This is a genomic window from Roseomonas sp. TS2 (assembly GCF_058833935.1).
This window is the reverse complement of the sequence record NZ_JCACVY010000061.1, coordinates 1-22578: the sequence shown is the minus strand read 5'-3', so window position 1 is coordinate 22578 and position 22578 is coordinate 1. Positions and strand designations below refer to the sequence as shown.

21 protein-coding genes and 1 pseudogene are annotated in these 22578 nt (G+C 73.2%); 16 read left to right on the top strand and 6 right to left on the bottom strand.

Annotated elements, in window-relative coordinates:
• Together ACZJYS_RS11885 and ACZJYS_RS11880 are read right to left on the bottom strand one after the other, a co-directional pair.
• A partial coding sequence (locus ACZJYS_RS11885) for a class I SAM-dependent methyltransferase (RefSeq protein ID WP_493178279.1) occupies positions 1 to 1220 on the bottom strand: 1220 nt, incomplete at its 3' end.
• A 255-nt stretch (positions 1221 to 1475) separates the two neighbouring features.
• On the bottom strand, positions 1476 to 1796 hold the full coding sequence (locus ACZJYS_RS11880) for a TIGR02300 family protein (protein ID WP_109515745.1): 321 nt from the start codon (positions 1794 to 1796) through the stop codon (positions 1476 to 1478).
• A gap of 99 nt (positions 1797 to 1895) precedes the next feature.
• Between ACZJYS_RS11880 and aroA the strand changes: the two genes are divergently transcribed.
• The 12 genes and pseudogenes from aroA (at position 1896) to ACZJYS_RS11820 (ending at position 15101) form a co-directional block, all read left to right on the top strand.
• Positions 1896 to 3263 (top strand): 3-phosphoshikimate 1-carboxyvinyltransferase, encoded by a 1368-nt coding sequence (gene aroA / locus ACZJYS_RS11875; protein ID WP_493178273.1) that lies wholly within the window; start codon positions 1896 to 1898, stop codon positions 3261 to 3263.
• Positions 3260 to 3922, top strand: a complete 663-nt coding sequence (locus ACZJYS_RS11870; protein WP_493178269.1) for a (d)CMP kinase — start codon at positions 3260 to 3262, stop codon at positions 3920 to 3922. Before aroA ends, ACZJYS_RS11870 begins: the two co-directional genes overlap by 4 nt.
• A 404-nt stretch (positions 3923 to 4326) precedes the next feature.
• A complete protein-coding gene (gene rpsA / locus ACZJYS_RS11865; RefSeq protein ID WP_109515743.1) occupies positions 4327 to 6036 on the top strand; it encodes a 30S ribosomal protein S1 in 1710 nt (569 codons plus the stop codon).
• Between the two features lie 227 nt (positions 6037 to 6263).
• Positions 6264 to 8387: a catalase gene (locus tag ACZJYS_RS11860; RefSeq protein ID WP_493178263.1), complete on the top strand. Its 2124-nt coding sequence runs from the start codon at positions 6264 to 6266 to the stop codon at positions 8385 to 8387.
• A 105-nt stretch (positions 8388 to 8492) separates the two neighbouring features.
• Positions 8493 to 9398 (top strand): signal peptide peptidase SppA, encoded by a 906-nt coding sequence (gene sppA, locus ACZJYS_RS11855; RefSeq protein WP_493178260.1) that lies wholly within the window; start codon positions 8493 to 8495, stop codon positions 9396 to 9398.
• An 82-nt stretch (positions 9399 to 9480) separates the two neighbouring features.
• Positions 9481 to 9825, top strand: a pseudogene (gene ihfB / locus ACZJYS_RS11850) (integration host factor subunit beta); the annotation flags it as partial.
• Positions 9822 to 10178, top strand: a complete 357-nt coding sequence (locus tag ACZJYS_RS11845; RefSeq protein ID WP_109515739.1) for a lipopolysaccharide assembly protein LapA domain-containing protein — start codon at positions 9822 to 9824, stop codon at positions 10176 to 10178. The pseudogene ihfB and the gene ACZJYS_RS11845, both read left to right, overlap by 4 nt.
• Positions 10179 to 10180: 2 nt before the next feature.
• The gene (pyrF, locus tag ACZJYS_RS11840; protein ID WP_379631875.1) at positions 10181 to 10900 is read left to right on the top strand and encodes an orotidine-5'-phosphate decarboxylase; all 720 of its coding nucleotides are present in this window, start codon (positions 10181 to 10183) and stop codon (positions 10898 to 10900) included.
• A 17-nt stretch (positions 10901 to 10917) separates the two neighbouring features.
• On the top strand, positions 10918 to 11562 hold the full coding sequence (locus ACZJYS_RS11835; RefSeq protein ID WP_456316310.1) for a phosphoribosylanthranilate isomerase: 645 nt from the start codon (positions 10918 to 10920) through the stop codon (positions 11560 to 11562).
• Positions 11563 to 11708: 146 nt separating this feature from the next.
• Positions 11709 to 12926 (top strand): tryptophan synthase subunit beta, encoded by a 1218-nt coding sequence (gene trpB, locus ACZJYS_RS11830; RefSeq protein ID WP_379650288.1) that lies wholly within the window; start codon positions 11709 to 11711, stop codon positions 12924 to 12926.
• Positions 12923 to 13753 (top strand): tryptophan synthase subunit alpha, encoded by an 831-nt coding sequence (gene trpA / locus ACZJYS_RS11825; RefSeq protein ID WP_109515736.1) that lies wholly within the window; start codon positions 12923 to 12925, stop codon positions 13751 to 13753. The genes trpB and trpA overlap by 4 nt, the downstream gene beginning before the upstream one ends.
• 88 nt (positions 13754 to 13841) lie before the next feature.
• Entirely contained in the window at positions 13842 to 15101 is a 1260-nt protein-coding gene (locus ACZJYS_RS11820) for a DUF2254 domain-containing protein (protein WP_379650290.1), read from the top strand.
• A gap of 6 nt (positions 15102 to 15107) precedes the next feature.
• Here ACZJYS_RS11820 and hisA read toward each other — a convergent pair whose 3' ends face one another.
• Positions 15108 to 15830 carry a 1-(5-phosphoribosyl)-5-[(5-phosphoribosylamino)methylideneamino]imidazole-4-carboxamide isomerase gene (hisA, locus tag ACZJYS_RS11815; RefSeq protein WP_379650292.1) on the bottom strand — a complete coding sequence of 241 codons (723 nt, stop codon included), beginning with the start codon at positions 15828 to 15830 and terminating at the stop codon, positions 15108 to 15110.
• A 112-nt stretch (positions 15831 to 15942) separates the two neighbouring features.
• On the opposite strand from hisA, the gene ACZJYS_RS11810 reads away from it, so the two are divergent.
• Together ACZJYS_RS11810 and kdgD are read left to right on the top strand one after the other, a co-directional pair.
• Positions 15943 to 16854 carry an ROK family protein gene (locus tag ACZJYS_RS11810; RefSeq protein WP_493178247.1) on the top strand — a complete coding sequence of 304 codons (912 nt, stop codon included), beginning with the start codon at positions 15943 to 15945 and terminating at the stop codon, positions 16852 to 16854.
• Between the two features lie 67 nt (positions 16855 to 16921).
• Positions 16922 to 17857, top strand: coding sequence for a 5-dehydro-4-deoxyglucarate dehydratase (kdgD, locus tag ACZJYS_RS11805; protein ID WP_493178245.1), 936 nt, complete (start codon positions 16922 to 16924; stop codon positions 17855 to 17857).
• A 55-nt stretch (positions 17858 to 17912) separates the two neighbouring features.
• Here kdgD and ACZJYS_RS11800 read toward each other — a convergent pair whose 3' ends face one another.
• Positions 17913 to 18671, bottom strand: a complete 759-nt coding sequence (locus ACZJYS_RS11800) for an HpcH/HpaI aldolase family protein (RefSeq protein WP_109515731.1) — start codon at positions 18669 to 18671, stop codon at positions 17913 to 17915.
• A 141-nt stretch (positions 18672 to 18812) separates the two neighbouring features.
• Between ACZJYS_RS11800 and ACZJYS_RS11795 the strand changes: the two genes are divergently transcribed.
• The gene (locus ACZJYS_RS11795) at positions 18813 to 19868 is read left to right on the top strand and encodes a metal-dependent hydrolase (RefSeq protein WP_493178241.1); all 1056 of its coding nucleotides are present in this window, start codon (positions 18813 to 18815) and stop codon (positions 19866 to 19868) included.
• Between the two features lie 13 nt (positions 19869 to 19881).
• Here the strand turns inward: ACZJYS_RS11795 and ACZJYS_RS11790 are convergent, their stop codons facing one another.
• Complete coding sequence (locus ACZJYS_RS11790; RefSeq protein WP_493178238.1) at positions 19882 to 20331, bottom strand: GNAT family N-acetyltransferase; 450 nt, start codon at positions 20329 to 20331, stop codon at positions 19882 to 19884.
• Between the two features lie 105 nt (positions 20332 to 20436).
• Here ACZJYS_RS11790 and ACZJYS_RS11785 point away from each other — a divergent pair, with 105 nt between their 5' ends.
• On the top strand, positions 20437 to 20628 hold the full coding sequence (locus ACZJYS_RS11785) for a hypothetical protein (protein WP_493178236.1): 192 nt from the start codon (positions 20437 to 20439) through the stop codon (positions 20626 to 20628).
• Positions 20629 to 20690: 62 nt separating this feature from the next.
• Here ACZJYS_RS11785 and ACZJYS_RS11780 read toward each other — a convergent pair.
• Positions 20691 to 22578 (bottom strand): SLBB domain-containing protein (locus ACZJYS_RS11780; protein WP_493178232.1); only part of this gene is annotated, 1888 nt, incomplete at its 5' end.

The following is a 22578-nucleotide window of genomic DNA, read 5'->3' as shown; positions in this document are numbered from 1 at the left end:
AGCAGCAGGCGGTTGAGCGGCTCCATGGCATCGCGCAGCGCCGCCCAGTCCCGCGCGAAGGCCTCGCGCGGGATGCCGTTGGCGGCCAGCGCGTCGCCGATCTCGCCGATGCGACGTTGCCCGTCCACCCGCGCCAGGATGGCGGCGGCGAGGCGCGGCAGCGGGATGCCGAGGCGGATGTCGTCGAAGGTGACGCGCAGCACCCCGTCCCGGGGCAGCCCCCTGGCCAGCGCCGCGCCGTCCAGCTCGCGCAGGACCGGGATGGCAGCGGGGTCGTCCCAGGCGGGTTCCGGGGCCTCGTCGCGCGTCACATAGGCGATGTGGATGCCCATGTTGCCGCAGATCGACTCGGCGAGCGCCGCGCGGGCCACGGGGTCCAGCGCGGCGGTGCGGGCGCGCAGGCGCGGGTCCGGCAGATAGCGGTCCGGGTCGTAGCGCAGCGGCTCGACGAAGCAGCGGAGCCTGAGCCCGGCCCCCCCGATCAGCGCCGCCAGCTGCGGCACGCTGAAGGAAGCATCGCGCGGGTTCAGCAGCAGGTCGTAGAGTCCGGCATCGCCGCCATCGAGATGGTCGGTGATCCAGGGGTTGCGGCGCAGCCAGGCGGTCTCGGGCAGGTGCTTCCACAGGCGGCGGGCGGCCTCCACCCGGGCGGCGGGGGGCTCCTCCTCCGGTGCCAGCAGGCGCAGCGCGTCCTGCAGCATGTAGACGCCGGTGCGGCCATGCGGGGCATAGACCATCAGCCCGATGCCGCCCCCCGGCGCCAGCGCGCCCGCCAGCGCCGCCAGCCCCGCCGCCGGGTCCGGCAGGTGGTGCAGCACGCCGCAGCAATCGATGTAGTCGAATGCGCCGAGGCCCAGCGACGGCAGGTCGAGCAGCGAGCCGTTGACGAAGCGGATGTTGGCGAGGCCGCGCTGCCTGGCCCGCGCCTCGGCCACCTGGCGGGCGGCGGCGGAGCGGTCGAGCCACACCACCTCGCCGGGGCGGCCGGCCCATTGCATCTGCTGCGCCAGCATCATCGTGCCGTCGCCGCTGCCGCCGCCCGCCATCAGCGCCCGCAGCGGCTGCGTGGCCGGGCGGCGGGCGCCGAAGATCCAATGGTCGATCTCCCGCAGGTGGCTCGGGCTGCCGACGATCAGGCGCTTCGCCTCCTCGCGCGGGTCGCGCTGCGGGTAGGGGTAGGCCTCGTACTGGGCGGCGAGATGGGCATCGGTGGCGTCCATGCCCCACCGGATAGGCGATGCCGCGGCGCCGCGCCAGCGAGCCTTCCATGCCGGGCCGCCAGGAACCATGTGGAGGGCATGCCGCCGATCTCCACCCTCTCCCGGATCGTCCTGGTCCTGCTCGTGGTCAGCGCGCTGGTGCGGATCGCGATGTTCGCGATGGAGCGCCAGTAGGGGCGCCAATAAAAAAGCCGGGGGAATGAATTCCCCCGGCTCCAAATCGTCATTCCTGCGAGTCGGCGCGCCCGGAGGCGGTCAGTTCTCTTCCTCGCGGTCGGTCTCGACCTCGATCTCGGCGTCGATGTCGTCCTCGGCGTCATCGAGGTCCTCGGCGTCGTCGATCGCGTCATCGGCGTCGACGTCCTCGATCTCGACCTCGTCGCCATCGGCCTCGACCGGGACGGGCCGCTTCTTGACCTTCTCCTCGACCACGGCGGCGGCGCGGCGCAGGCGCGGCTGCTCGGCGGGCTGCTCGGTGCCGCACTTGGGGCACACCGCCGGCTGGCGGGTCAGATCGTAGAACTTGGCACCGCAGGCGACGCAAGTGCGTTTCAGACCCAGTTCGGGCTTGGCCATCAGCGTGAGTATCCCGGGAAAGGCGGGCCAGGGATGGGCCGGCCGAAAAACACGGGGCGCATTGCCACGCACCCCGCCCCCATGTCAAACCCCGCCCTTGTGGAACATGGAACGAATGCAAGGCCGCTGCGCGCCTCCCGGCCGCTTCAGGGCCTCTCCGGCCGCCTGACGGTCGCCGGCGACAAGTCGATCAGCCATCGCGCGCTGATGTTCGGCGCGCTGGCCGTTGGCCGCACCGAGATCTCCGGCCTGCTGGAGGGGGAGGACGTGCTGCGCACCGCCGCCGCCATGCGGGCGCTGGGCGCCACGGTGGAGCGGCTGGGCGAAGGCCAGTGGCAGGTCTCCGGCCGCGGCGTCGGCGGGCTGGTGGAGCCGGCGGACGTGCTGGACATGGGCAATTCCGGCACCGCCGCGCGGCTGATCTGCGGCCTGCTCGCCGGCCACCCGCTCTTCGCCGTGCTGACCGGCGACGCCAGCCTGCGCAAGCGGCCGATGAAGCGGGTGACGGACCCGCTCTCGGCCTCGGGCGCGCGTTTCACCGGCCGCGCCGGCGGCCGGCTGCCGCTCGCCATCGAAGGCGCCGCCCAGCCGATGCCGCTGGACTACACCCTGCCCATGGCCTCGGCGCAGGTGAAGTCTGCGGTGATGCTGGCCGGCCTCTGCGCCCGCGGCGTGACCCGCGTGGTGGAGCCGGAGGCAACGCGCGACCACACCGAGAACATGCTGCGCCATTTCGGCGCCACGGTGCGGGTGGAGGCCGATGGCCACCGCCGCGTCATCGAGCTGGACGGCCAGCCGGAGCTGGTGGCCGCCCCCGTGGCGGTGCCGGGCGACCCCTCCTCCGCCGCCTTCCCGCTGGTGGCGGCGCTGCTGGTGCCGGGCTCGGTCCTGACGGTGGCGCATGTCGGGCTGAACCCGCTGCGCACCGGCCTGTTCACCACGCTGCGCGAGATGGGCGCCGACCTGACGGTGGAGAATGCCCGCACCGAGGGCGGCGAGCCGGTGGGCGACCTGACCGCCCGCTTCGGCGCGCTGCGCGCCGTGGACGTGCCGCCCGAGCGGGTGCCCTCGATGGTGGACGAATATCCCATCCTTGCCGTCGCCGCCGCCTGCGCCAGCGGCGTCAGCCGCTTCCGCGGCCTGGCCGAGCTGCGGGTGAAGGAGAGCGACCGCGTGGCCGCGACCGCCGCGCTGCTGGAGGCCAACGGCATCCGCGTCGAGATCGAGGGCGACGACATGCTGGTGCACGGCACCGGCGCGCCGCCGCCGGGCGGCGGCACCGTCGTCACCCATATGGACCACCGCATCGCCATGAGCGCGCTGGTGCTGGGCCTGGCCACCGCGCAGCCGGTGACGGTGGACGATGCCAGCTTCATCGACACCTCCTTCCCCGGCTTCGCCGACCTCATCAACCGCGCGGCGGGGGGCGATGCCCTGCGCCGGCTGAACCACCCGGCCACCGCATGAGCGGGGCGCAGCCGGCGCCCGCGCGCAGCCTCGCCGGGGTGGTGATCGCGGTGGACGGGCCGGCGGCGGCGGGCAAGGGCACGCTGGCGCGGCGCCTGGCCGAGTCGCTCGGCCTGGCCTACCTGGACACCGGCCTGCTCTACCGCGCCACCGGCCGCCGCCTGCTGGACGAGGGCGCCGACCCGGCCGATCCCGCCCGCGCCGAGGCCGCCGCCCGCGCGCTGACGCCGGAGGACCTGCGCCGCCCCGACCTGCGCGGCCCGGCGGCCGATCGGGCCGCCAGCGCCGTGGCCGCCATCCCCGCCGTGCGCGCCGCGCTGCTGGACTGGCAGCGGGATTTCGGCCGCACCCATGGCGCGGTGCTGGACGGGCGGGACATCGGCACCGTCGTCTTCCCCGAGGCGCCGGTGAAGCTGTTCGTCACTGCGAGCGACGAGGAGCGTGCCCGCCGCCGCTGGCTGGAGCTGCGCGGCCGCGGCGTGGCGGCCGAGCAGGCGCAGGTGCTGGCCGAGCTCCGCGCCCGCGACGCGCAGGATGCCAGCCGTGCCACCGCGCCGATGAAGCCTGCCGGAGACGCGCTGCTGCTGGACACCACCGCGCTGGACGCCGAGGCGGCCTTCGCCGCCGCCTGGGCGCTGGTGCGCGAACGCCTGGGCTGACAACGCCCGGCCTGACAACACCCGGGCTGACGCGGCCGAGAACTTTCCAAAGGAAGAAGAAGGGAGGCCGGGCGGGAGAATTCATTCTGCCGCCTGAAATCCTCCCCCGCCGGATTGTTGCGCCTTTGACAGAATCCGCTTGACGCTCGCGGCCCAACTGGCCTAGGCGAGTCCCCCATTCCCGCTGCCGCAGGGCGGCGGGAAGTCCGGACCCTGGCGGGCGGCCCTCGGGCTTCCCACCTTCCCGGACCGGAAAAGGCGGGCCGACACTCCGCCTGTCATGATCTGGACCGAAGGGCGTCCCTCCTGCCGGAGCGGGCGCTCGGTCAAGCCGTGCCCGCGCGAGCGGGGGCGCAGGAATCCTCCCGCGGCGCCGCCGGGGCGGATCAGGAACACTCTGCTTCATGGCTAATGCCAACAGCCCGTCCATGACCGAAGACTTCGCCGCCCTGCTGGACGAGACCCTGGGCGCCGATACCGGCTTCGCCGGCTCCGTCGTCACCGGCAAGGTGATCCGGGTGGACGATGACTTCGCGGTCGTGGATGTCGGGCTGAAGTCCGAGGGGCGCGTGCCCCTCAAGGAATTCGCCCCCCAGGGGCAGCGGGCCGAGGTGCAGCCCGGCGACGTGATCGAGCTGTTCGTCGAGCGCTACGAGGACCGTGACGGCTCCATCGTGCTCTCGCGCGAGAAGGCCCGCCGCGAGGAGGCCTGGACCAACCTGGAGAAGGCGTTCAACGCGCAGCAGCGCGTCAACGGCGTCATCTTCGGCCGTGTGAAGGGTGGCTTCACCGTCGACCTCGGCGGCGCCGTGGCCTTCCTGCCCGGCTCCCAGGTCGATATCCGCCCGGTGCGCGACGTGGGTCCCCTGATGGGCTCGCCGCAGCCCTTCCAGATCCTGAAGATGGACCGCGCCCGCGGCAACATCGTGGTCTCGCGCCGCGCTGTCCTGGAAGAGACGCGCGCCGAGCAGCGCTCGGAGCTGATCCAGGGCCTGAAGGAGGGCATGATCCTCGACGGCGTGGTCAAGAACATCACCGACTACGGTGCGTTCGTCGACCTCGGCGGCGTGGACGGCCTGCTGCATGTCACCGACATCGCCTGGCGCCGCATCAACCACCCCTCCGAGGCCCTGACCATCGGTCAGCAGGTCCGCGTGCAGGTCATCCGCTTCAACTCCGAGACGCAGCGTATCAGCCTCGGCATGAAGCAGCTGATGTCCGACCCGTGGGAGGGCGTGTCCATCAAGTACCCGGTGGGCGCCAAGTTCTCGGGCCGCGTGACCAACATCACCGACTACGGCGCCTTCGTGGAGCTGGAGCCGGGCGTCGAGGGCCTGGTCCACGTCTCCGAGATGAGCTGGACCAAGAAGAACGTCCACCCCGGCAAGATCGTCGCCACTTCGCAGGAAGTCGACGTGATGATCCTGGACGTGGACGAGCCGAAGCGCCGCATCTCGCTCGGCCTGAAGCAGGCCCAGGGCAACCCCTGGGAGCTGTTCCTGGAGAGCCACGGCCCCGGCTCGATGGTCGAGGGCGAGATCCGCAACATTACCGAGTTCGGTCTGTTCGTGGGCCTGGCGCCCGAGATCGACGGCATGGTCCACATGTCCGACCTCTCCTGGGAGATCCCGGGCGAGCAGGCGATGGCCGCCTACAAGAAGGGCGACATCGTCAAGGCCAAGGTGCTGGACGTTGACGTCGAGAAGGAGCGCATCTCGCTCGGCATCAAGCAGCTCCAGGCCGACCCGGCCGCCGAGGTGCTGGACCGCGTCCGCAAGGGCGACGTCGTCACCTGCGTGGTGACGAAGGTCGAGCAGAACGGCATCGAGGTCCGCGTGGACGAGGTGCTGACGGGCTTCATCCGCCGCGCCGAGCTGGCGCGCGACCGTGGCGACCAGCGCCCCGACAAGTTCGCCATCGGCGAGAAGGTCGATGCGAAGGTGACCGCCGTGGACCGCGCCGCCCGCCGCCTGGCCCTGACCATCAAGGGCAAGGAAGTGGAGGAGGAGCGCGAGGCGATGAAGGAGTACGGCACCGCCGACTCCGGCGCCTCGCTGGGCGACATCCTGGGCGCGGCCATCCGCCGCCGCAACCAGATGGCCTCCGAGGACTGATCCTCAGACCAGCGCGCCCGGCCTCGTGCCGGGCGGGTTGCGCGGCGCCCCGGGTGGACCCTCCACCCGGGGCGTCCGCGTTTCGGGGCCCGGCGACTTTTCCGCACCGATGGCTGGCCTCACGCCTCAACGACTGGGGCTAGGCCGCGTTCTCCCCCGCGAGTGCTGCCGCGCCCGCCCCCTCCTGCGGGTTCCCTGGCGGCGGCAAGGCCCAAGGGAGACCTGCCATGAGCAACGACACGCCGCGCGGCGACGCGCTGCAACCCGCCACCATCGCCGATGCCGAGATCCATCGCGGGGCGGGCGGCGAGACCCACCAGTTCGCGGGCGGCGAGGTGCCGGTGCTGACCACCCAGCAAGGCATCCCCGTCGCCGACGACCAGAACACGCTGCGGGTCGGCCCGCGCGGCCCGGCGCTGCTGGAGGATTTCCACTTCCGGGAGAAGATGTTCCACTTCGACCATGAGCGGATCCCGGAGCGGGTGGTGCATGCCCGCGGCGTCGGCGCGCATGGCTTCTTCGAGCCCTATGAATCGCTCGCCGAGCTGACCCATGCCGATCTGTTCCAGCGCAAGGGCGAGAGGACGCCGGTGTTCCTGCGCTTCTCCACCGTCGCCGGCAACAAGGGCTCGCCGGACCTGGCGCGGGACGTGCGCGGCTTCGCGGTGAAGTTCTACACGCAGGAGGGCAACTGGGACCTCGTCGGCAACAACATCCCGGTCTTCTTCATCCAGGACGCCATCAAGTTCCCGGACCTGATCCACGCCGCCAAGCAGGAGCCGGACCGCGGCTTCCCGCAGGCGCAGACGGCGCACGACAATTTCTGGGACTTCATCTCGCTGAGCCCGGAGGCCATGCACATGGCGCTCTGGATCATGTCGGACCGCACCATCCCGCGCAGCCTGCGCTTCATGGAGGGCTTCGGCGTCCACACCTTCCGGCTGGTCAACGCCGAGGGCCGCGCCAGCTTCGTGAAGTTCCACTGGAAGCCGAAGCTCGGCCTGCAATCCGTGGTGTGGAACGAGGCGGTGAAGCTGAACGGCGCCGACCCCGACTTCCACCGCCGCGACCTGTGGGACGCCATCCAGTCGGGCGACTTCCCGGAATGGGAGCTGGGCCTGCAGGTGTTCGACGAGGATTTCGCCGAGAGATTCCCCTTCGACGTGCTGGACGCCACCAAGATCATCCCGGAGGAGCTGGTGCCGGTGCGCATCGTCGGCCGGATGGTGCTGGACCGGATGGTGGACAATTTCTTCGCCGAGACGGAGCAGGTGGCCTTCTGCACCCAGAACATCGTCCCCGGCATCGACTTCACCAACGACCCGCTGCTGCAGGGCCGCAACTTCTCCTACCTGGACACGCAGCTGAAGCGCCTGGGCGGGCCGAACTTCACCCACATCCCGATCAACGCGCCGAAGGTGCCGGTGCGGAACTTCCAGCAGGATGGCCACATGGCCATGCGCAACCCGAAGGGCCGGGTGAACTACGAGCCGAATTCCTGGGGCGGCGCCGCGGGCGGCCCGCGTGAATCGCGCGAGCGCGGCTTCCGCACCCATCCGGCGCAGGAGAGCGGCGCGAAGCTGCGCGTCCGCCCCGAGCTGTTCGCCGACCACTACAGCCAGGCGCGGCAGTTCTACGTCAGCCAGACCCCGGTCGAGCGGACGCACATCAAGGATGCCTTCGTCTTCGAGCTGAGCAAGGTGGAGACGCTGTCCATCCGCGCCCGCATGGTCTCCCACCTGCGCAACGTGGACGAGGCGCTGGCATGGGGCGTGGCCGAGGGGCTGGGCCTGGGCGACATGCCGCCCGCCGCCGAGCCGGCCCGCCCGGTGGTGGCCGACCTGCCGCCCTCCCCGGCGCTCAGCATCCTCCGCAACGGCCCGAAGGACTTCAAGGGCCGCAAGCTCGGCGTGCTGGTGACGGACGGCACGGACGCCGCGCTGCTCCAGGCGCTGCAGGCGGCCGCCGAGGCGGAGGGCGCGCTGGTCGAGCTGGTGGCGCCGCGCGTCGGCGGCGTCACGCTGAGCGACGGCACGACGGTGCCGGCCAAGCAGAAGGTCAATGGCGGCCCCTCCGTGCTCTACGACGCGGTGGCGGTGATCCCCTCGGAGGCGGGCGCGGCGCTGCTGGCCCGGGAGGCGACGGCGAAGGATTTCGTCAACGACGCCTACGCCCACGCCAAGTTCATCGGCCATGCCCCGGCGGCGCAGGCGCTGTTCCGCAAGGCGGGGCTGGACGAGCCGGATGCCGGCTTCATCCCCCTCGGCGGGGCGGCGGACGCCAAGGCCTTCCTCGCCGCCTGCCGCCAGCTCCGCTTCTGGGAGCGCGAGGCGCAGGTGCACGCCGTCTGAGGCCGGCCGGAGGCGCGGGGCGGCGGGAAATCCGCCGCCTCGGCCCCGGGCGGTCGCTCCCGTGCTTGACCCGCCGCCCCGCGCCCCGGCATTGATGCCGGCAGCATGAGCGCCTCCCTCGAACACGACCTGCTGGTGGACCGCCGCCGCCTGAAGCGCCGCCTGGCGCTGTGGCGGGTGCTCGCCGTGCTGGCGGTGCTGGCGGCGCTGTTCGCCGCCTTCGCGCCCGGCCTGGAAGGCGGCGTGAGCGGGCTGCGGGGCCATGTGCTGCGCCTCTCGGTCGAGGGCACCATCACCGACGACCGCAAGATGACCGAGGCCATCGCCCGGGCGGCGAAGGACCCGGCGGTGCGCGGCATGATCCTGTCGATCGACAGCCCCGGCGGCACGGTGGCGGGGGGGGAGGGGCTGCACGCGGCGCTGCTCCGCTTCCGCGACTCCGGCAAGCCGCTGGTGGCGGTGATGCGCGGCACCGCCGCCTCGGCCGGCTACATGATCGCCATGCCGGCGCAGCGCGTCTTCGCCCGCGAATCCACCCTCACCGGCTCGATCGGCGTCATCCTGCAATCCTTCGACGTGGGCGAGCTGATGCGCACCCTCGGCATCCGCGCCGAGATGCTCACCTCCGGCCCGCTGAAGGGCGAGCCCAACCCGTTCCGCCCGCTCAGTCCCGAGGGCCGCGCCGCGCTGGAGGCGGTGCTGCGGGACATGCACGCGCAGTTCGTGGCCCTGGTGGCGGCGGGGCGCGCCCTGCCGGCGGAGGAGGTGGCGCGCCTGGCCGATGGCCGCGTCTACACCGGCCGGCAGGCGCTGGCGCTGAAGCTGGTGGATGCCATCGGCGGCGAGCCCGAGGCGCGCGCCTGGCTGGAGGCCGAGGCGAAGCTGCCGGCCGGCCTGCCGGTGCGCGACCTCGACCCGCTCGGCTTCTCGCTGCGGGCGCTGGTGCGGGGCATCGCCTCGGAATGGGGCGCGATTGACGGCGTCCGGGCCGTTTGGCAGCTTCCGCGATGACCGGCGCTGGCGCAGCCAGGGGCGGGGGGACGGGCGCGCAGCCCGGCAGGGGCCGCGGCCGGCGGCAGGAAACCCGGCGGCAGGAAACAGGGGCGCCATGACCAAATCCGAACTGATCGCGCAATTGGCCGCGGCCAACCCGCATCTGCGCCAGCCCGATGTCGAGCTGATCGTCGGCACCATCTTCGACGAGATCACCAACGCCCTGGCGCGTGGCGACCGCGTCGAGCTGCGCGGCTTCGGCGCCTTCTCCGCCAAGCAGCGCGACCCGCGCACCGGCCGCAACCCCCGCACCGGGGAAGCGGTTGAAGTGTCCGGCAAGTCCGTCCCCTATTTCAAGCCTGGCAAGGAGCTGCGGGAGCGTGTCAATGGCGGCCCCCTGCAGGCCCCGAAGCGCAGCCCCCGCGGTACGGTGACCCCTTCATGAAAATCCTCGGCTTCCTGCTGACCGCGCTGCTGCTGCTGCTGCTGGTCCTGTTCACCATCTCCAACACCGACCCGGTGTCGCTGCAGCTCTGGCCCTTCGACCTGCGCTGGGAGGTGCCGCTGGCGGGCGCCATGCTGGGCGCCGCCGCGCTGTTCTTCCTGCTCGGCGCGCTGGTGGCCTGGGGCGGCGCGCTGCGCTACCGCCGCCGCGCCCGCAGGATGCAGCGCGCCGCCCAGCTGCTGGAGGCCGAGCTGGCCGAGCTGCGTGGCCAGCAGGAGGCCAAGGGCGCCGTGCCCGGCCTCGAGGCCACCCTGCCCGCGCCTGCCTCCTCGACAGCCGTGGCCGCCCGCTGACGATGCTGCGGAAGCCGAACGCGGCCGGCCTGATCGCCGCGCTGGACACGCCGGACGCGGCGCGGGCCGAGGGCTGGGCCCAGGCGGTGGCGCCGCATGTCGGGCTGGTGAAGGTGGGGCTGGAGCTGTTCTGCGCCGCCGGGCCGGGGGTGGTGGGGCGCATCGCCCGGCACCGGCCCGTCTTCCTCGACCTGAAGTTCCACGACATCCCGAACACCGTGGCCGGCGCCGTGCGCTCCGTCTGCGCCGACCGCGCCGCGGCGCCGGCGATGCTGACGCTGCATGGCGGCGGCGGGGCGGCGATGATCGAGGCCGCGCGCCGCGCCGCCGAGGATGCGCTGGGCGAGGCGCGCCCGGCCATCCTGGCCGTCACGGTGCTGACCAGCTTCACCGCCGCGGCGCTGGCCGAGACGGGCGTCTCCGGCGGCCCGGCGCAGCAGGTGCTGCGGCTGGCGCGCCTGGCGCTGGAGGCCGGCGCCGACGGGCTGGTGTGCAGCCCGCAGGAGGTGAGCCGCCTGCGCGATGCCTTCGGCGACGCGCCGCTGCTGGTGGTGCCGGGCATCCGCCCGGCCGGCAGCGCGGCGGGCGACCAGGCGCGCATCGCCACGCCGGAGGAGACAGCGGCGCTGGGGGCGGATTGGCTGGTGGTCGGCCGGCCCATCACCGGCGCGCCGGATCCGGGCGCGGCGGCGGCCGCCATCGCGGCCAGCCTGCCACGCTGATGCCGGCCCTGCTCCCCATCCCCCAGGTGAAGATCTGCGGCATCAACGACGCCGCGGCCTATGACGCCGCCTGCCATGCCGGGGCGGAGTGGGTGGGCTTCGTCTTCTACCCGCCCTCGCCGCGCGCCGTCCCGCCGGAGCAGGCGGCGGCGCTGGCGGCGCGCGGCGGCACCGGGCGGCGCCCGGTGAATGTCGGCCTGCTGGTCGATGCCGAGGACGCGCTGATCGAGGCGGTGCTGGCCGAGGCGCCGCTCGGCCTGCTGCAGCTGCACGGCATGGAGAGCCCGGAGCGCTGCGCCGCCATCCGCGCGCGCTTCGGCCTGCCGGTGATGAAGGCGCTCGGCATCGCCGGGGAGGAGGATCTCGCCCTGCTGGCCGAATACGCGCCGGCGGTGGACCGCTTCCTGCTGGATGCCAAGCCGCCGCGCGGCGCCGAGCTGCCCGGCGGCAACGCGGTGAGCTTCGACTGGTCCCTGCTGGCCGGCCGGGAGATCCCGCGCCCCTGGATGCTGGCCGGCGGGCTGACGCCGGTGAACGTGGCCGCCGCCATCCGCGCCACCGGCGCGCCAGCGGTGGATGTCTCCTCCGGCGTGGAGCGGATGCGCGGCGTGAAGGACCCGGTGCTGGTCTCGGCCTTCGTCGCCGCTGCCCACGGCGCCTGACGGCCAGAAAAAAGAAGGGGGCCCGGGGGAATTCATTCCCCCGGCCGTCGCTTCGTTTAAAACTATGAGCCGGCCCCAGGGTGGCGCGGTCCGCCCTGGCCCCATATGACAGCGCACGCGTGACGATGCGCGGCCTGGAGGGATGAGTGAACAAGCCTCTGCCAAATTCTCTGCGTCAGGGCCCGGATGGGCGCGGTCGCTTCGGTCAGTTCGGCGGCCGTTATGTCGCCGAGACGCTGATGCCCGTCATCCAGGAGGTCGAGCAGGCCTATAACGAGGCCCGCAACGACCCGGCCTTCATGGCGGAGTGGCGTCGCTTGCTGAAGGACTATGTGGGCCGGCCCAGCCCGCTCTGGCTGTGCGAGCGGCTGACCGAGCACCTCGGCGGCGCGAAGGTGTACTTCAAGCGCGAGGAGCTGAACCACACCGGCGCGCACAAGATCAACGCCGTGCTGGGCCAGATCATGCTGGCCAAGCGGATGGGCAAGCCGCGCATCATCGCCGAGACGGGCGCCGGGCAGCATGGCGTGGCCACGGCCACGGCCTGCGCGCTGTTTGGGCTGAAATGCGTCGTCTACATGGGCGCGACCGACGTGGAGCGGCAGCAGCCCAACGTGTTCCGCATGAAGCTGCTGGGGGCCGAGGTGGTGCCCGTCACCTCCGGCGCCGGCACGCTGAAGGACGCGATGAACGAGGGGCTGCGGGACTGGGTGGCCAATGTGTCGGACACCTACTACTGCATCGGCACCGTCGCCGGCCCCGCCCCCTTTCCGCAGATGGTGCGGGACTTCCAGTGCGTGATCGGCGAGGAGACGCGCCAGCAGATCCTGGCCGCCGAAGGGCGGCTGCCGGACGCGCTGGTCTGCGCGGTGGGCGGCGGCTCCTCCGCCATGGGGCTGTTCCACCCCTTCCTCGACGATGAGGGCGTGGCGATCTACGGCGTCGAGGCGGCGGGGCGTGGCCTCGAGAGCGGCGAGCACGCGGCGGCCATCGCCGGCGGGCGCCCGGGCGTGCTGCACGGCAACAAGACCTACCTGCTGCAGGACAATCACGGCCAGATCACCGAGGCGCACTCGATCTCGGCGGGGCTGGACTATCCCGGCATCGGGCCGGAGCATTCCTGGCTGCACGAGATCGGCCGCGCCACCTATGTCAGCGTCACCGATGACGAGGCGCTGGAGGCGTTCCAGCTCTGCTCGAAGCTGGAGGGGATCATCCCCGCCCTCGAATCCGCCCATGGCCTGGCGCATGTGATGAAGCTGGCGCCGACGATGGACAAGGATAAGATCATTGTCCTCAACCTCTCCGGCCGGGGGGACAAGGATATCTTCACCGTGGCGAAGCACATGGGAGTGACGCTGTGAGCCGCATCGCCGCCCGCTTCGCGCAGCTCAAGGCGGAGGGGCGCGGCGCCCTGATGCCCTTCATCGAGGCCTACGACCCGGACCCGGCCACCAGCATGGCGCTGCTGCGCTGCCTGCCCGGCGCCGGGGCGGACCTGATCGAGCTCGGCGTCCCCTTCACCGACCCGATGGCCGACGGCCCCACCGTGCAGCTGGCCGGCCAGCGGGCGCTGAAGGCCGGCGGCACGCTGGCCGGCGCGCTCGCCATGGTGCGGGACTTCCGGCGCGAGGATGACGAGACGCCCATCGTGCTGATGGGCTACCTCAACCCCATCCTCTCCTATGGGGAGGAGCGCTTCTGCCGCGATGCCGGCGCCTCCGGCGTCGATGGCCTGATCGTGGTGGACATGCCGCCCGAGGAGGCGGACGCGCTGGCCCCGCACGCCGCCACCGAGGGGCTGGACCTGATCCGCCTCATCGCCCCCACCACGGACGATGCGCGGCTGCCCAAGGTGCTCGCCGGCACCAGCGGCTTCATCTACTACGTCGCCATCGCCGGCATCACCGGCACGCGCAGCGCCTCGCGCGACGTGCTGGCGGAGGCCATCCCGCGCGTGCGGCGGCACACCGACCTGCCCATCGCCATCGGCTTCGGCGTCCGCACGCCGCAGCAGGCGGCGGAGGCGGTGCAGATCGCCGATGGCGCGGTGGTGGCCTCGGCGCTGATCGACACGCTGGCGAAGTCGCTCGACGACAAGGGCCGTGCCCGCCCCGACACGGTGCGCAAGGTGCTCGACCAGGTGCGCGAGCTGTCGGAAGCCGTGCGCGGCGCCCGCGTCCCGGCCTGAGGATGGGAGCGCGCCGGGCCAGGCCGGCCCGGCGCAACTCCTCCGCTTCCGCCGGGTTCCTGGCGGCAGCATGGCAGGAGGGACGGGCATGAGCCGCTGGCGCTGGCTGCTGCGCAGGCTGACACGGAAGCTCTGGTTCCGCGCCGCCTTCTTCGCCCTGCTGGCGGTGGTGACGGCGCTGTTCTCCGCCGTGGCGGCGCCCTTCATCCCCTACGAGATCACCGCCACCATCGGCGCCGAGGCGGTGGACAACATCCTCGGCATCCTGGCCAGCAGCATGCTGGCGGTGACGACCTTCTCCCTCACCACCATGGTCTCGGCCTTCTCGGCCGCCACCAGCAACGCCACGCCGCGCGCCACCCGCCTGCTGATCGAGGACCGGACGGCGCAGAACGCCATCTCCACCTTCCTCGGCAGCTTCCTCTACGCGGTGGTGGGCATCGTCGCGCTCAGCACCGGGCTGTATGGCGAGAGCGGGCGCGTCATCCTCTTCGCCGTGACGGTGCTGGTGATCGTCTGGATCGTGGTGACGCTGGTGCGCTGGATGGAGCACCTCTCCCGCCTCGGCCGGGTGGGGGAGACCACCCACCGCATCGAGACGGCGGCGCGCGAGGCGCTGCGCGAGGCGGCGCGCCTGCCGCATCTGGGCGGCCTGCCGCCGGTCATGGTGCCGCCCGCCGCCCGCGCCGTGGAGCCGGAAGGGCGGGGCTATGTGCAGTACATCGACACCGGGCTGCTCTCCGAACTGGCAGAGGAGGCGGGCGGTGCGGCGCATGTGGCGGTGCGGCCCGGCGCCTATGTGCATCCCGGCCGGCCGCTGCTGTGGCTCGACGGGCCCTTCGACGACGCGATGGCGGAGCGCCTGCGCGGCGCCTTCACCCTGGCCGAGGAGCGCTCCTACGACCAGGACCCGCGCTTCGGGCTGATCGTGCTGTCCGAGATCGGCTCGCGCGCCCTGTCGCCGGCGGTGAACGACCCCGGCACGGCGATCAGCGTCATCAATGCCGGCGGCCGGCTGCTGGCGGAATGGGCGGTGGCGATGGACCGCCCGCCCGCGGAGGAATGCCGCTACCGCAACCTGCACCTGCCCGGCCTGCAGGCCGAGGAGATGTTCGACGATTTCTTCCGCCCGCTGGCGCGCGACGGCGCGGGCGTGCTGGAGGTGGGGATGCGGCTACAGCGGACCCTGGCCATGCTGGCCGGCGCCGGCCATGGGCGCCTCGCCCCCATGGCCGCCCGGCACGCGCGGGAGGCCCTGGCGCGGGCCGACAAGGCCCTCCTGCTCCCGGCGGAGCGGGAGACGCTGCGCCGGCTGGCGGAGGCGGTGCCCGCCCCCCTTCCGGGCTGAGCGGCCTCAGCCCCGCGCGGCGGCGATGGCGGCCTCGGGCGTGATCCGCCCATCGTAGAGGGCGCGGCCGATGATGGTGCCGGCCACCCCGCCGGCGGCGCGCAGCGCCAGGATGTCCTCCACCCCCGCCACGCCGCCCGACGCGACGACCGGCGTGGACAGCCGCGCCGCCAGCGCCGCCGTGGCCTCCACGTTCACGCCGCCCAGCATGCCGTCCCGCTCGATGTCGGTGTGGATGATGGCGGCGGCGCCGGCATCCTCGAAGGCCAGGGCGAGGTCGAGGGCGGAGACGCTGCTGACCTCGGCCCAGCCCTCGGTCGCCACCATGCCGTCCTTCGCGTCGATGCCCACGGCCACCTGGCCGGGGAAGGCGCGGCAGGCGGCGCGGGCGAAATCCGGGTCCTTCACCGCCGCCGAGCCGAGGATGATCCGGGCGATGCCGCGCTTCAGCCAGGCCTCCACCGTCGCCATGTCGCGGATGCCGCCGCCGAGCTGAACAGGGCGGGTGGTGGCGGCCAGGATGGCGTCCACCGCCGCGGCATTGGCCGGGCGGCCGGCGAAGGCGCCGTCGAGGTCCACCACGTGCAGCCAGCCGAAGCCGGCCTTGTCGAAGGCGGCGGCCTGGGTGGCGGGGTCGCCGTAGATGGTGGCCTGTGCCATGTCGCCGCGCTTCAGGCGCACCACCTGGCCGGCCTTGAGGTCGATGGCGGGGTAGAGCGTGAAGGGCATGGCGCGGTCCGGAGGCTGCTGGCGGAGCGGCGGGGATAGCCCGGCCCGGCCGGGTGGTCCAGCAGCGCCGCCGCCTCTTGGCCGCGGCGTGCCGGGGCTGCATCCTGCGGCGATGAAATTCCGTATCGGCATCGACCTGGGCGGCACCAAGACCGAGATCGTGGCGCTCGACCCGGCGGGCGCGGTGCGGCTGCGCCGACGCGCCGCCACGCCGCAGGATTACGACGGCATCCTCGGCCTGCTGGCCGGGCTGGTGGCGGCGGCGGAGGCGGAACTGGGCGAGGAGGGCGGCGCCAGTGTCGGTGTCGGCATCCCTGGCAGCCTCAGCCCGGCCACCGGGCTGGTGCGCAACGCCAACACCCGCTGCCTGAACGGCCGGCCGCTGGACCGCGACCTGGCGGCGGCGCTGGGCCGCCCGGTGCGCCTTTCCAACGACGCCAACTGCCTGGCGCTGAGCGAGGCGGCGGATGGCGCGGGCGCCGGCTTCGGGGTGGTGTTCGCCGTCATCCTGGGCACCGGCGTGGGCGGCGGTCTGGTGGTGGAGGGGCGGCTGATCGAGGGGCTGAACCGGGTGGCCGGCGAATGGGGCCATACCCCCCTGCCCTGGGCGGCGCCTGGGGAGCACCCCGGCCCCGCCTGCTGGTGCGGCCAGCGCGGCTGCCTGGAGACGCTGCTCTGCGGCCCCGCCCTGGCGGCCGACTGGAAGGGGGAGGGCCAGCGCGATGCCGGCGGCATCGAGGCCGCCGCTGCGGCCGGGGATGCGGCGGCACGAGCCGCGCTGGAGCGGCACGCCAGCCGCCTCGCCCGCGCCCTGGCGGCGGTGACCAACCTGATCGACCCCGATGTGGTGGTGCTGGGCGGCGGCCTCTCCAACCTTGCCACTCTCTACGAGACGGTGCCGCGGCTGATGGCGGCGCATGTGTTCGGCGACGTGGCGCAATGCCGGCTGCGGCCGGCGCGGCATGGCGATTCCTCCGGCGTGTTCGGCGCCGCCCGGCTCTGGGACCTCCCCCGGCCGGGGTGAACAAGGATGGTTGCGCGGACAGGCATAGGACGTATGATGACCTGACAAACAGCCGGAGGAGCCGCGCATGGCCCGCATGACCCCCGCCGAGATGGCGCAGCAGATCGGCAGCGGCCTGCTGTCCTTCCCCGTCACCCACTTCAAGGCGGATTTCAGCTACGACGCCGCGCCCTACCGCGAGCATGTGGGCTGGATGCTGGGCCACGGCCCCGCCGGGCTATTCGCCGCCGGCGGCACGGGCGAGTTCTTCAACCTCTCCCCCGCCGAGATCGCCGTGGTGGTGAAGGACGCGGTGGAGGAGGTGGGCGGCAAGGTGCCGGTGATCGCGGCGGCCGGCATGGCGACGCCGATCGCGAAGGAGCTGGCGCAATCCGCCGAGGCGGCGGGCGCCGACGGGCTGCTGCTGCTGCCGAACTACCTGGTGAACTCGGAGCAGGCGGGCCTTGCCGCGCATATCGAGGCGGTGTGCAAGAGCACCCGGCTCGGCGTCATCGTCTACAACCGCGACAACGCCATCCTGAACGAGGACACGCTGGCGCGGCTCTGCGAGCGCTGCCCGAACCTCGTCGGCTTCAAGGACGGCGTGGGCGACATCGAGCTGATGACGCGCATCTACGCCAAAATGGGGGACCGGCTGACCTATGTGGGCGGCCTGCCCACCGCCGAGACCTTCGCCCTGCCCTATCTGGAGATGGGCGTGACGACCTATTCCTCGGCCATCTTCAACTTCGTGCCGGAGTTCGCCAATGCCTTCTACAAGGCGGTGCGGGCGAAGGATGCGGCCACGGTCTACCAGGGCCTGCGGGATTTCGTGCTGCCCTACATCGCCATCCGCAACCGGAAGAAGGGCTACGCGGTCTCCATCGTGAAGGCGGGCTGCGCCGCGGTGGGCCGCCCGGCCGGCCCGGTGCGCGCGCCGCTGACCGACCTGGACGCGGCGGAGATGGACATGCTGAAGGCGCTGATCGCGAAGCTGCCGAAGCCGCTCGCCGCCGCCGCCTGAACCGGCAGGAAGAAGATGGGGGGCCGGGGGAATTCCTTCCCCCGGCCTTTCCCGTTCAGCCGCGCGCCGCCGCGATCTGCGTCTTGGCGCCCTGCAGCATCAGCCCGCTGTCGTTGAGGATGGTGGTGAGCTTGAAGCCCATGCCGATCATCTTCTTGGCGTAGGCGCCGGTGGCGTTGTGCAGGCCGACGGCGATGTTGCGCTTGCCGCACTCGTTCAGCAGCCGCTCGTAGATCTTCATGATCTCCGGCTCGTCGCGGTCCAGCTTCGGCGCCATGCCGAGCGAGAGGCCGAGGTCGGAGGGGCCGACATAGATGCCGTCGATCCCCGGCACGTCGAGGATGGCCTCCAGGTTATCGAGCGCCTGCTTGGTCTCGATCATCGGGATGACGGCGATGTCGCGGTTGGCGGTCTCGAAGTAGCTGCCGGCCTCGCCATAGATGCCGGCGCGGATCGGGCCGAAGGAGCGGGTGCCCTCGGGCGGGTAGCGGCAGGAGGAGACGAGCTGCTGCGCCTGCTCGGCGGTGTTCACCATCGGGCAGATGACGCCCATGGCGCCGGCATCGAGCACCTTGCCGATGATGCCCGGCTCGTTCCACGGCACGCGCACCATCGGCGTCACGCCGTGCGGCTGCATGCCCTGGAAGCAGCTGACGGCGGAGAGGTAGTCCTGCACGCCGTGCTGCATGTCGACGGTCAGGCTGTCGAAGCCGGCCTGCGCCATGACCTCGGCGCTGTAGCCATTCGGGATGGCCAGCCAGCCATTGACCACGGCGCGGCCCTGCGCCCAGGCATCCTTGACCTTGTTCGGCATTGTAATTCCGTTTCCTCCAAATCGCCGGAGACGAAACGCTATGCCTGTGCCGAGGGGGCGTCAACGCACCGCCGCACTGCACAGCGCGCTTTGGCGCACCACATTCGGCAGCGTGATCGCGGCAGGAATGACAGGACCGGCATGGACAGCGTGACTCAGGCTCTCTTCGGCGCGGCGGTGGCGGCGGCCGGATTCCGGCGCGGCCTGGGCCGGCGCGTGGTGCTGGCGGGCGCCGCGCTGGGCACGGTGCCGGACCTCGACGTGGTGGTGGGCTGGGTAGCCGATGGCTTCGCCACCTGGCGCCACCACCGGGGGCTGACGCATTCCATCTTCTTCGGGCCGGTGGTGGGGCCGCTGATCGGCCTCGGCCTGGCGAAATGGGAGGCGCGCCGGCGCGGCGCCGCCCCGCCCGACCCGGACCGGCTGCGCGCCTGGATCTGGCTCTCCGTGCTGGTGCTGGTGACGCACCCGCTGATCGACCTGTTCACCAGCTATGGCACGCAGCTGCTGGCACCCTTCTCGGACCACCGCTTCGCCATCAACGCCATGCCGATCATCGACCCCGTCTACAGCCTGCCGCTGCTGGCGGCGGCGCTGGTGGCGGGGCTGTCGCGCCGGGCGGGGCGGGGCGTGGTGGCCTCGGCCCTCGCGCTGTTCTTCGTCGCCGCCTACACGCTGCACGCCTGGAGCCTCGATGCCCGCACGCGCGAGGCGGCGCGCGCCCAGCTCGCGGCGCAGGGCATCGCCGCCACCGATGTCACCGCCTACCCGCTGCTGTTCCAGCCCTGGTACCGCCGGGTGGTGGCGGAGACGCCGGAGAGCATCCGCATCGGCTTCCACAGCATGCTGGCGCCGCGCCCGATCGACTGGACCGAGGTGCCGCGCCAGCGCGACCCGCGCATCGACGCGGTGGCCGCCACGCGGGAGGGGCGGCTGCTGGAGTGGTTCGCCATGGGGCATGTCGCCTGGCGGGTGCGCGATGCGGAAGGCGCCGCCGTGGTGGAGGGCGCCGACACGCGCTACGGCGCGCGGGGCGAGAGCCTGCTCGGCTTCTGGGGCATCAGCGTGCCGGTGGATGCCGCGGGGCGGCCGGGCGCGGCGCGCATCTTCGCCCGCCGCCCCGCCGCCGATGCGCGCTCCTTCTCCGCGCTGTGGCGGGGCATCACCACCGGGCGGGAGCAGGCGGAGCTTCCCTGAGGCGCGGCCGCCCTCAGCGGGGCGGCATCGCCTTCGCCATGAAGCGGTGCGGGATGCCGGCGTCGAGGAACACCTCGCCCGAGGCGGCGTAGCCGAGCCGCTCGTAGAAGGGGATGGCGTGGAGCTGCGCCTCCAGCACGCAGCGTTCCACCCGGCGCAGCGCCGGGTCGGCCTCCACCGCCCGCATCAGCGCGGCGCCGAGGCCGGTGCCGCGCGCCTCGGCCCGCACCGCCACGCGGCCGATCTTGGCGACGCGCCCGCCCTCCCGGAACACCACCCGCGCCGTGGCCAGCGGGCGGCCCTCCCGCAGGGCGAGGAAATGCAGGGCGGTGGCGTCGTGCTCGTCCCACTCCATCTCGGGCGGGACCTGCTGTTCCTGCACGAACACCGCCTCGCGGATGGCGAGGCAGGCGTCGCGCTGCTCCGGCGTGGTGGCGCGGAGGATGTCGGGAGTCTCGGTCATGGCGCCCAGCCATGCCCCGAAGCGGCGCCCCGGGGAAGGGGGGCGCGCAGCCCTTCCCGCCCCGCCGGCGTTGCTGTGGCGGAACCCAGGAGGAGGAGCCCCGCCATGCCCGAGGAGAAGCCCGACCCGATGCGGCTGCCCGCCCATGAACGGCCCGGCAACCACACGCCCGGCCGCCCCGGCGCGCGGCCCGACCCGCGCGACCAGAAGCCCACCCACCGCCCGGGCGAGCCGGGCCTGCAGGGTGGCCCGGCCGGCGCCGGCTCCACCGGCGGCACCGGCGGGAGCCGGGGCTGAGCGTCCGGAGTTGAGCGTCCGGGGCTAAGCGTCCCGGGTTGAGCGTCCGGGGCTGAACCGCCTCAGCGCGTCTGCCGGGAGATCACCGCCAGGGCGGCGGCGCTGATGGAGATCTGCCCCAGCGTCTGCGTCAGGTCGCGCACGAAGCCCCAGGTCTCGTAGGGGCTCGGGTCCTGCGGCACGACGACGAGGCTGCCGGGCGGGATGGGCGGCCCGCCCGCCTGCCAGGCGCCGAGGCCGGCCGGCACGCTCTGCCCGTTCGGCAGCACCACGAAGGCGCGCCCGCCATCGGCGAAGCGCTGCGTGCCGCCCGAGGCGCGCACATATTCCGCCGCCTTCCAGCCGGTGGAGAATTGCAGGCTGCCGGGGTTCAGCACGGCGCCCACCACCGTCACCTCGTTCGGGCGCTTGGGCACCATGATCAGGTCGCCCGGCTCCAGCAGCACGTCCAGCTCCGGCCGCGCGGCGAGGATGACGGGGTTGGCCTCCACCACCATGCGCCCGGCGGCGCGCGCCTCGCGCAGCGCGCCGGCCAACTCCCGCCCCGCCGTGATGGCGCCGCCGAGATCCATGCCGCCGGCCTTGCTGCCGGCCATGGCCTGCCCCGCCGCCACCTGGATCAGGCTCTGCTCCAGCTCGCGCGCGGTGCGGGCGAAGCCCTCCTGCTGCCGCTGCCGCACGCTCTCGCGCGTGAAGACGGTGCCATAGGGGTAGGCCTGCGGCGAGAGCCCGCCCGCCCGCGTCATCAGCTCCGAGAGGCGCTCGCCGCGGCGGATGTCGTAGATGCCGGGCCGCACGAACTCGCCCGCCAGGGTGACGGGGCCGCTGTCGCGGTCGCCGAAGCCGCGCGGCAGGCGGATGGCGTCGCGCGGCGAGAGCCGCACGGCGGCGAAGTTGCCGCTGCGCAGGTCGAGCAGCACGCGGCTGAGCGGGATGGCGCCCGCCTGCTCCAGCGGCTCGCGCGAGAGCTCGACGGCGGAGAGGTCCACCGTGTCCGTCACGCCGCCGGCGGCGCCCAGCACCTGGTCGAGCCCGGTGTCGTCGAGGACCGGGTAGAGGCCGGGCAGCCGCGCCTCGCCGGCGATCAGCACCGACTGGTCGAGCAGATAGGGCAGCAGCGCCGGGTGGTCGAGGAACACCTGCGGGCAGGGCGGCGCGCCGAAATCCGGGAAGCCCGCGCCCCGCGCATGAGCGAAGCGGGCGGGCGAGGCGCGGGCGGCGGTGGCGAGGGCCAGCAGGGCGGGGCAGTCCGGCGCGCCGGGCGCCGTGGCGGCCGCCTCGCCGCGCAGGGCGCGCTGCACCGGCGGGCTGGCCAGCCACAGCACCTCCGCCTGCGAGAGCAGGATCACCTCGTCCGCCTCGCGCAGCGGCATGTCGGCCTGGCGCTGCAGCACGCGGCCGAGGTCGAAGGGAATGAAGCGGCGCACCCGCGTCGCCGGGTCCACCCGCCAGACCAGGCCCATCCGCACATAGGGGTCGGGCTTCACCAGCCGCGGATCCGAGAGCAGGGCGCGCAGCCCGCCGCTGCCGGCGGCGCGCAGCAGCGGCGTGGCCACGTGGCCGGAGAGCCGCACCTGCCCCGCCGCCACATCGGTGCCCGGCTGCACCAGCAGCGCGTCGCCGCGCCGCAGCCGGGCATTGGCGCCCACCTCGGAGAAGACGCGGCGGCCCTGCGCATCCGTGCCCTGGAGGAGGAAGCGGTTGCCGGCCGGGCGCAGCGCCTGCCCGGCCAGCCGCAGCAGCGATTCGAGTGGCAAGGCGGCGACGCCGGCGGGCAGCTCGTAGATGCCGGGCCGCGTCACCTCGCCGGCCACGGCCACGGCGGCGCCGAGCGGCGGTACCACCAGCCGCTCCCCCTCGCGCAGCGCCAGGTCGGGCGCGCCGGGCTCGCTGCCCAGCACGGCGTAGAGGTCGATGACGCGGCTGCCGCGCGGCCCCTCGGCGCGGATG

Coding starts and splice junctions, on each gene's coding strand:
- ACZJYS_RS11880 (WP_109515745.1), bottom strand. CDS start 1,796: ATGGCCAAGCCCGAACTGGGTCTGAAACGCACTTGCGTCGCCTGCGGT.
- ACZJYS_RS11870 (WP_493178269.1), top strand. CDS start 3,260: ATGAGCGGGGCGCAGCCGGCGCCCGCGCGCAGCCTCGCCGGGGTGGTG.
- rpsA (WP_109515743.1), top strand. CDS start 4,327: ATGGCTAATGCCAACAGCCCGTCCATGACCGAAGACTTCGCCGCCCTG.
- ACZJYS_RS11860 (WP_493178263.1), top strand. CDS start 6,264: ATGAGCAACGACACGCCGCGCGGCGACGCGCTGCAACCCGCCACCATC.
- sppA (WP_493178260.1), top strand. CDS start 8,493: ATGAGCGCCTCCCTCGAACACGACCTGCTGGTGGACCGCCGCCGCCTG.
- ACZJYS_RS11845 (WP_109515739.1), top strand. CDS start 9,822: ATGAAAATCCTCGGCTTCCTGCTGACCGCGCTGCTGCTGCTGCTGCTG.
- pyrF (WP_379631875.1), top strand. CDS start 10,181: ATGCTGCGGAAGCCGAACGCGGCCGGCCTGATCGCCGCGCTGGACACG.
- ACZJYS_RS11820 (WP_379650290.1), top strand. CDS start 13,842: ATGAGCCGCTGGCGCTGGCTGCTGCGCAGGCTGACACGGAAGCTCTGG.
- hisA (WP_379650292.1), bottom strand. CDS start 15,830: ATGCCCTTCACGCTCTACCCCGCCATCGACCTCAAGGCCGGCCAGGTG.
- ACZJYS_RS11810 (WP_493178247.1), top strand. CDS start 15,943: ATGAAATTCCGTATCGGCATCGACCTGGGCGGCACCAAGACCGAGATC.
- kdgD (WP_493178245.1), top strand. CDS start 16,922: ATGGCCCGCATGACCCCCGCCGAGATGGCGCAGCAGATCGGCAGCGGC.
- ACZJYS_RS11800 (WP_109515731.1), bottom strand. CDS start 18,671: ATGCCGAACAAGGTCAAGGATGCCTGGGCGCAGGGCCGCGCCGTGGTC.
- ACZJYS_RS11795 (WP_493178241.1), top strand. CDS start 18,813: ATGGACAGCGTGACTCAGGCTCTCTTCGGCGCGGCGGTGGCGGCGGCC.
- ACZJYS_RS11790 (WP_493178238.1), bottom strand. CDS start 20,331: ATGACCGAGACTCCCGACATCCTCCGCGCCACCACGCCGGAGCAGCGC.
- ACZJYS_RS11785 (WP_493178236.1), top strand. CDS start 20,437: ATGCCCGAGGAGAAGCCCGACCCGATGCGGCTGCCCGCCCATGAACGG.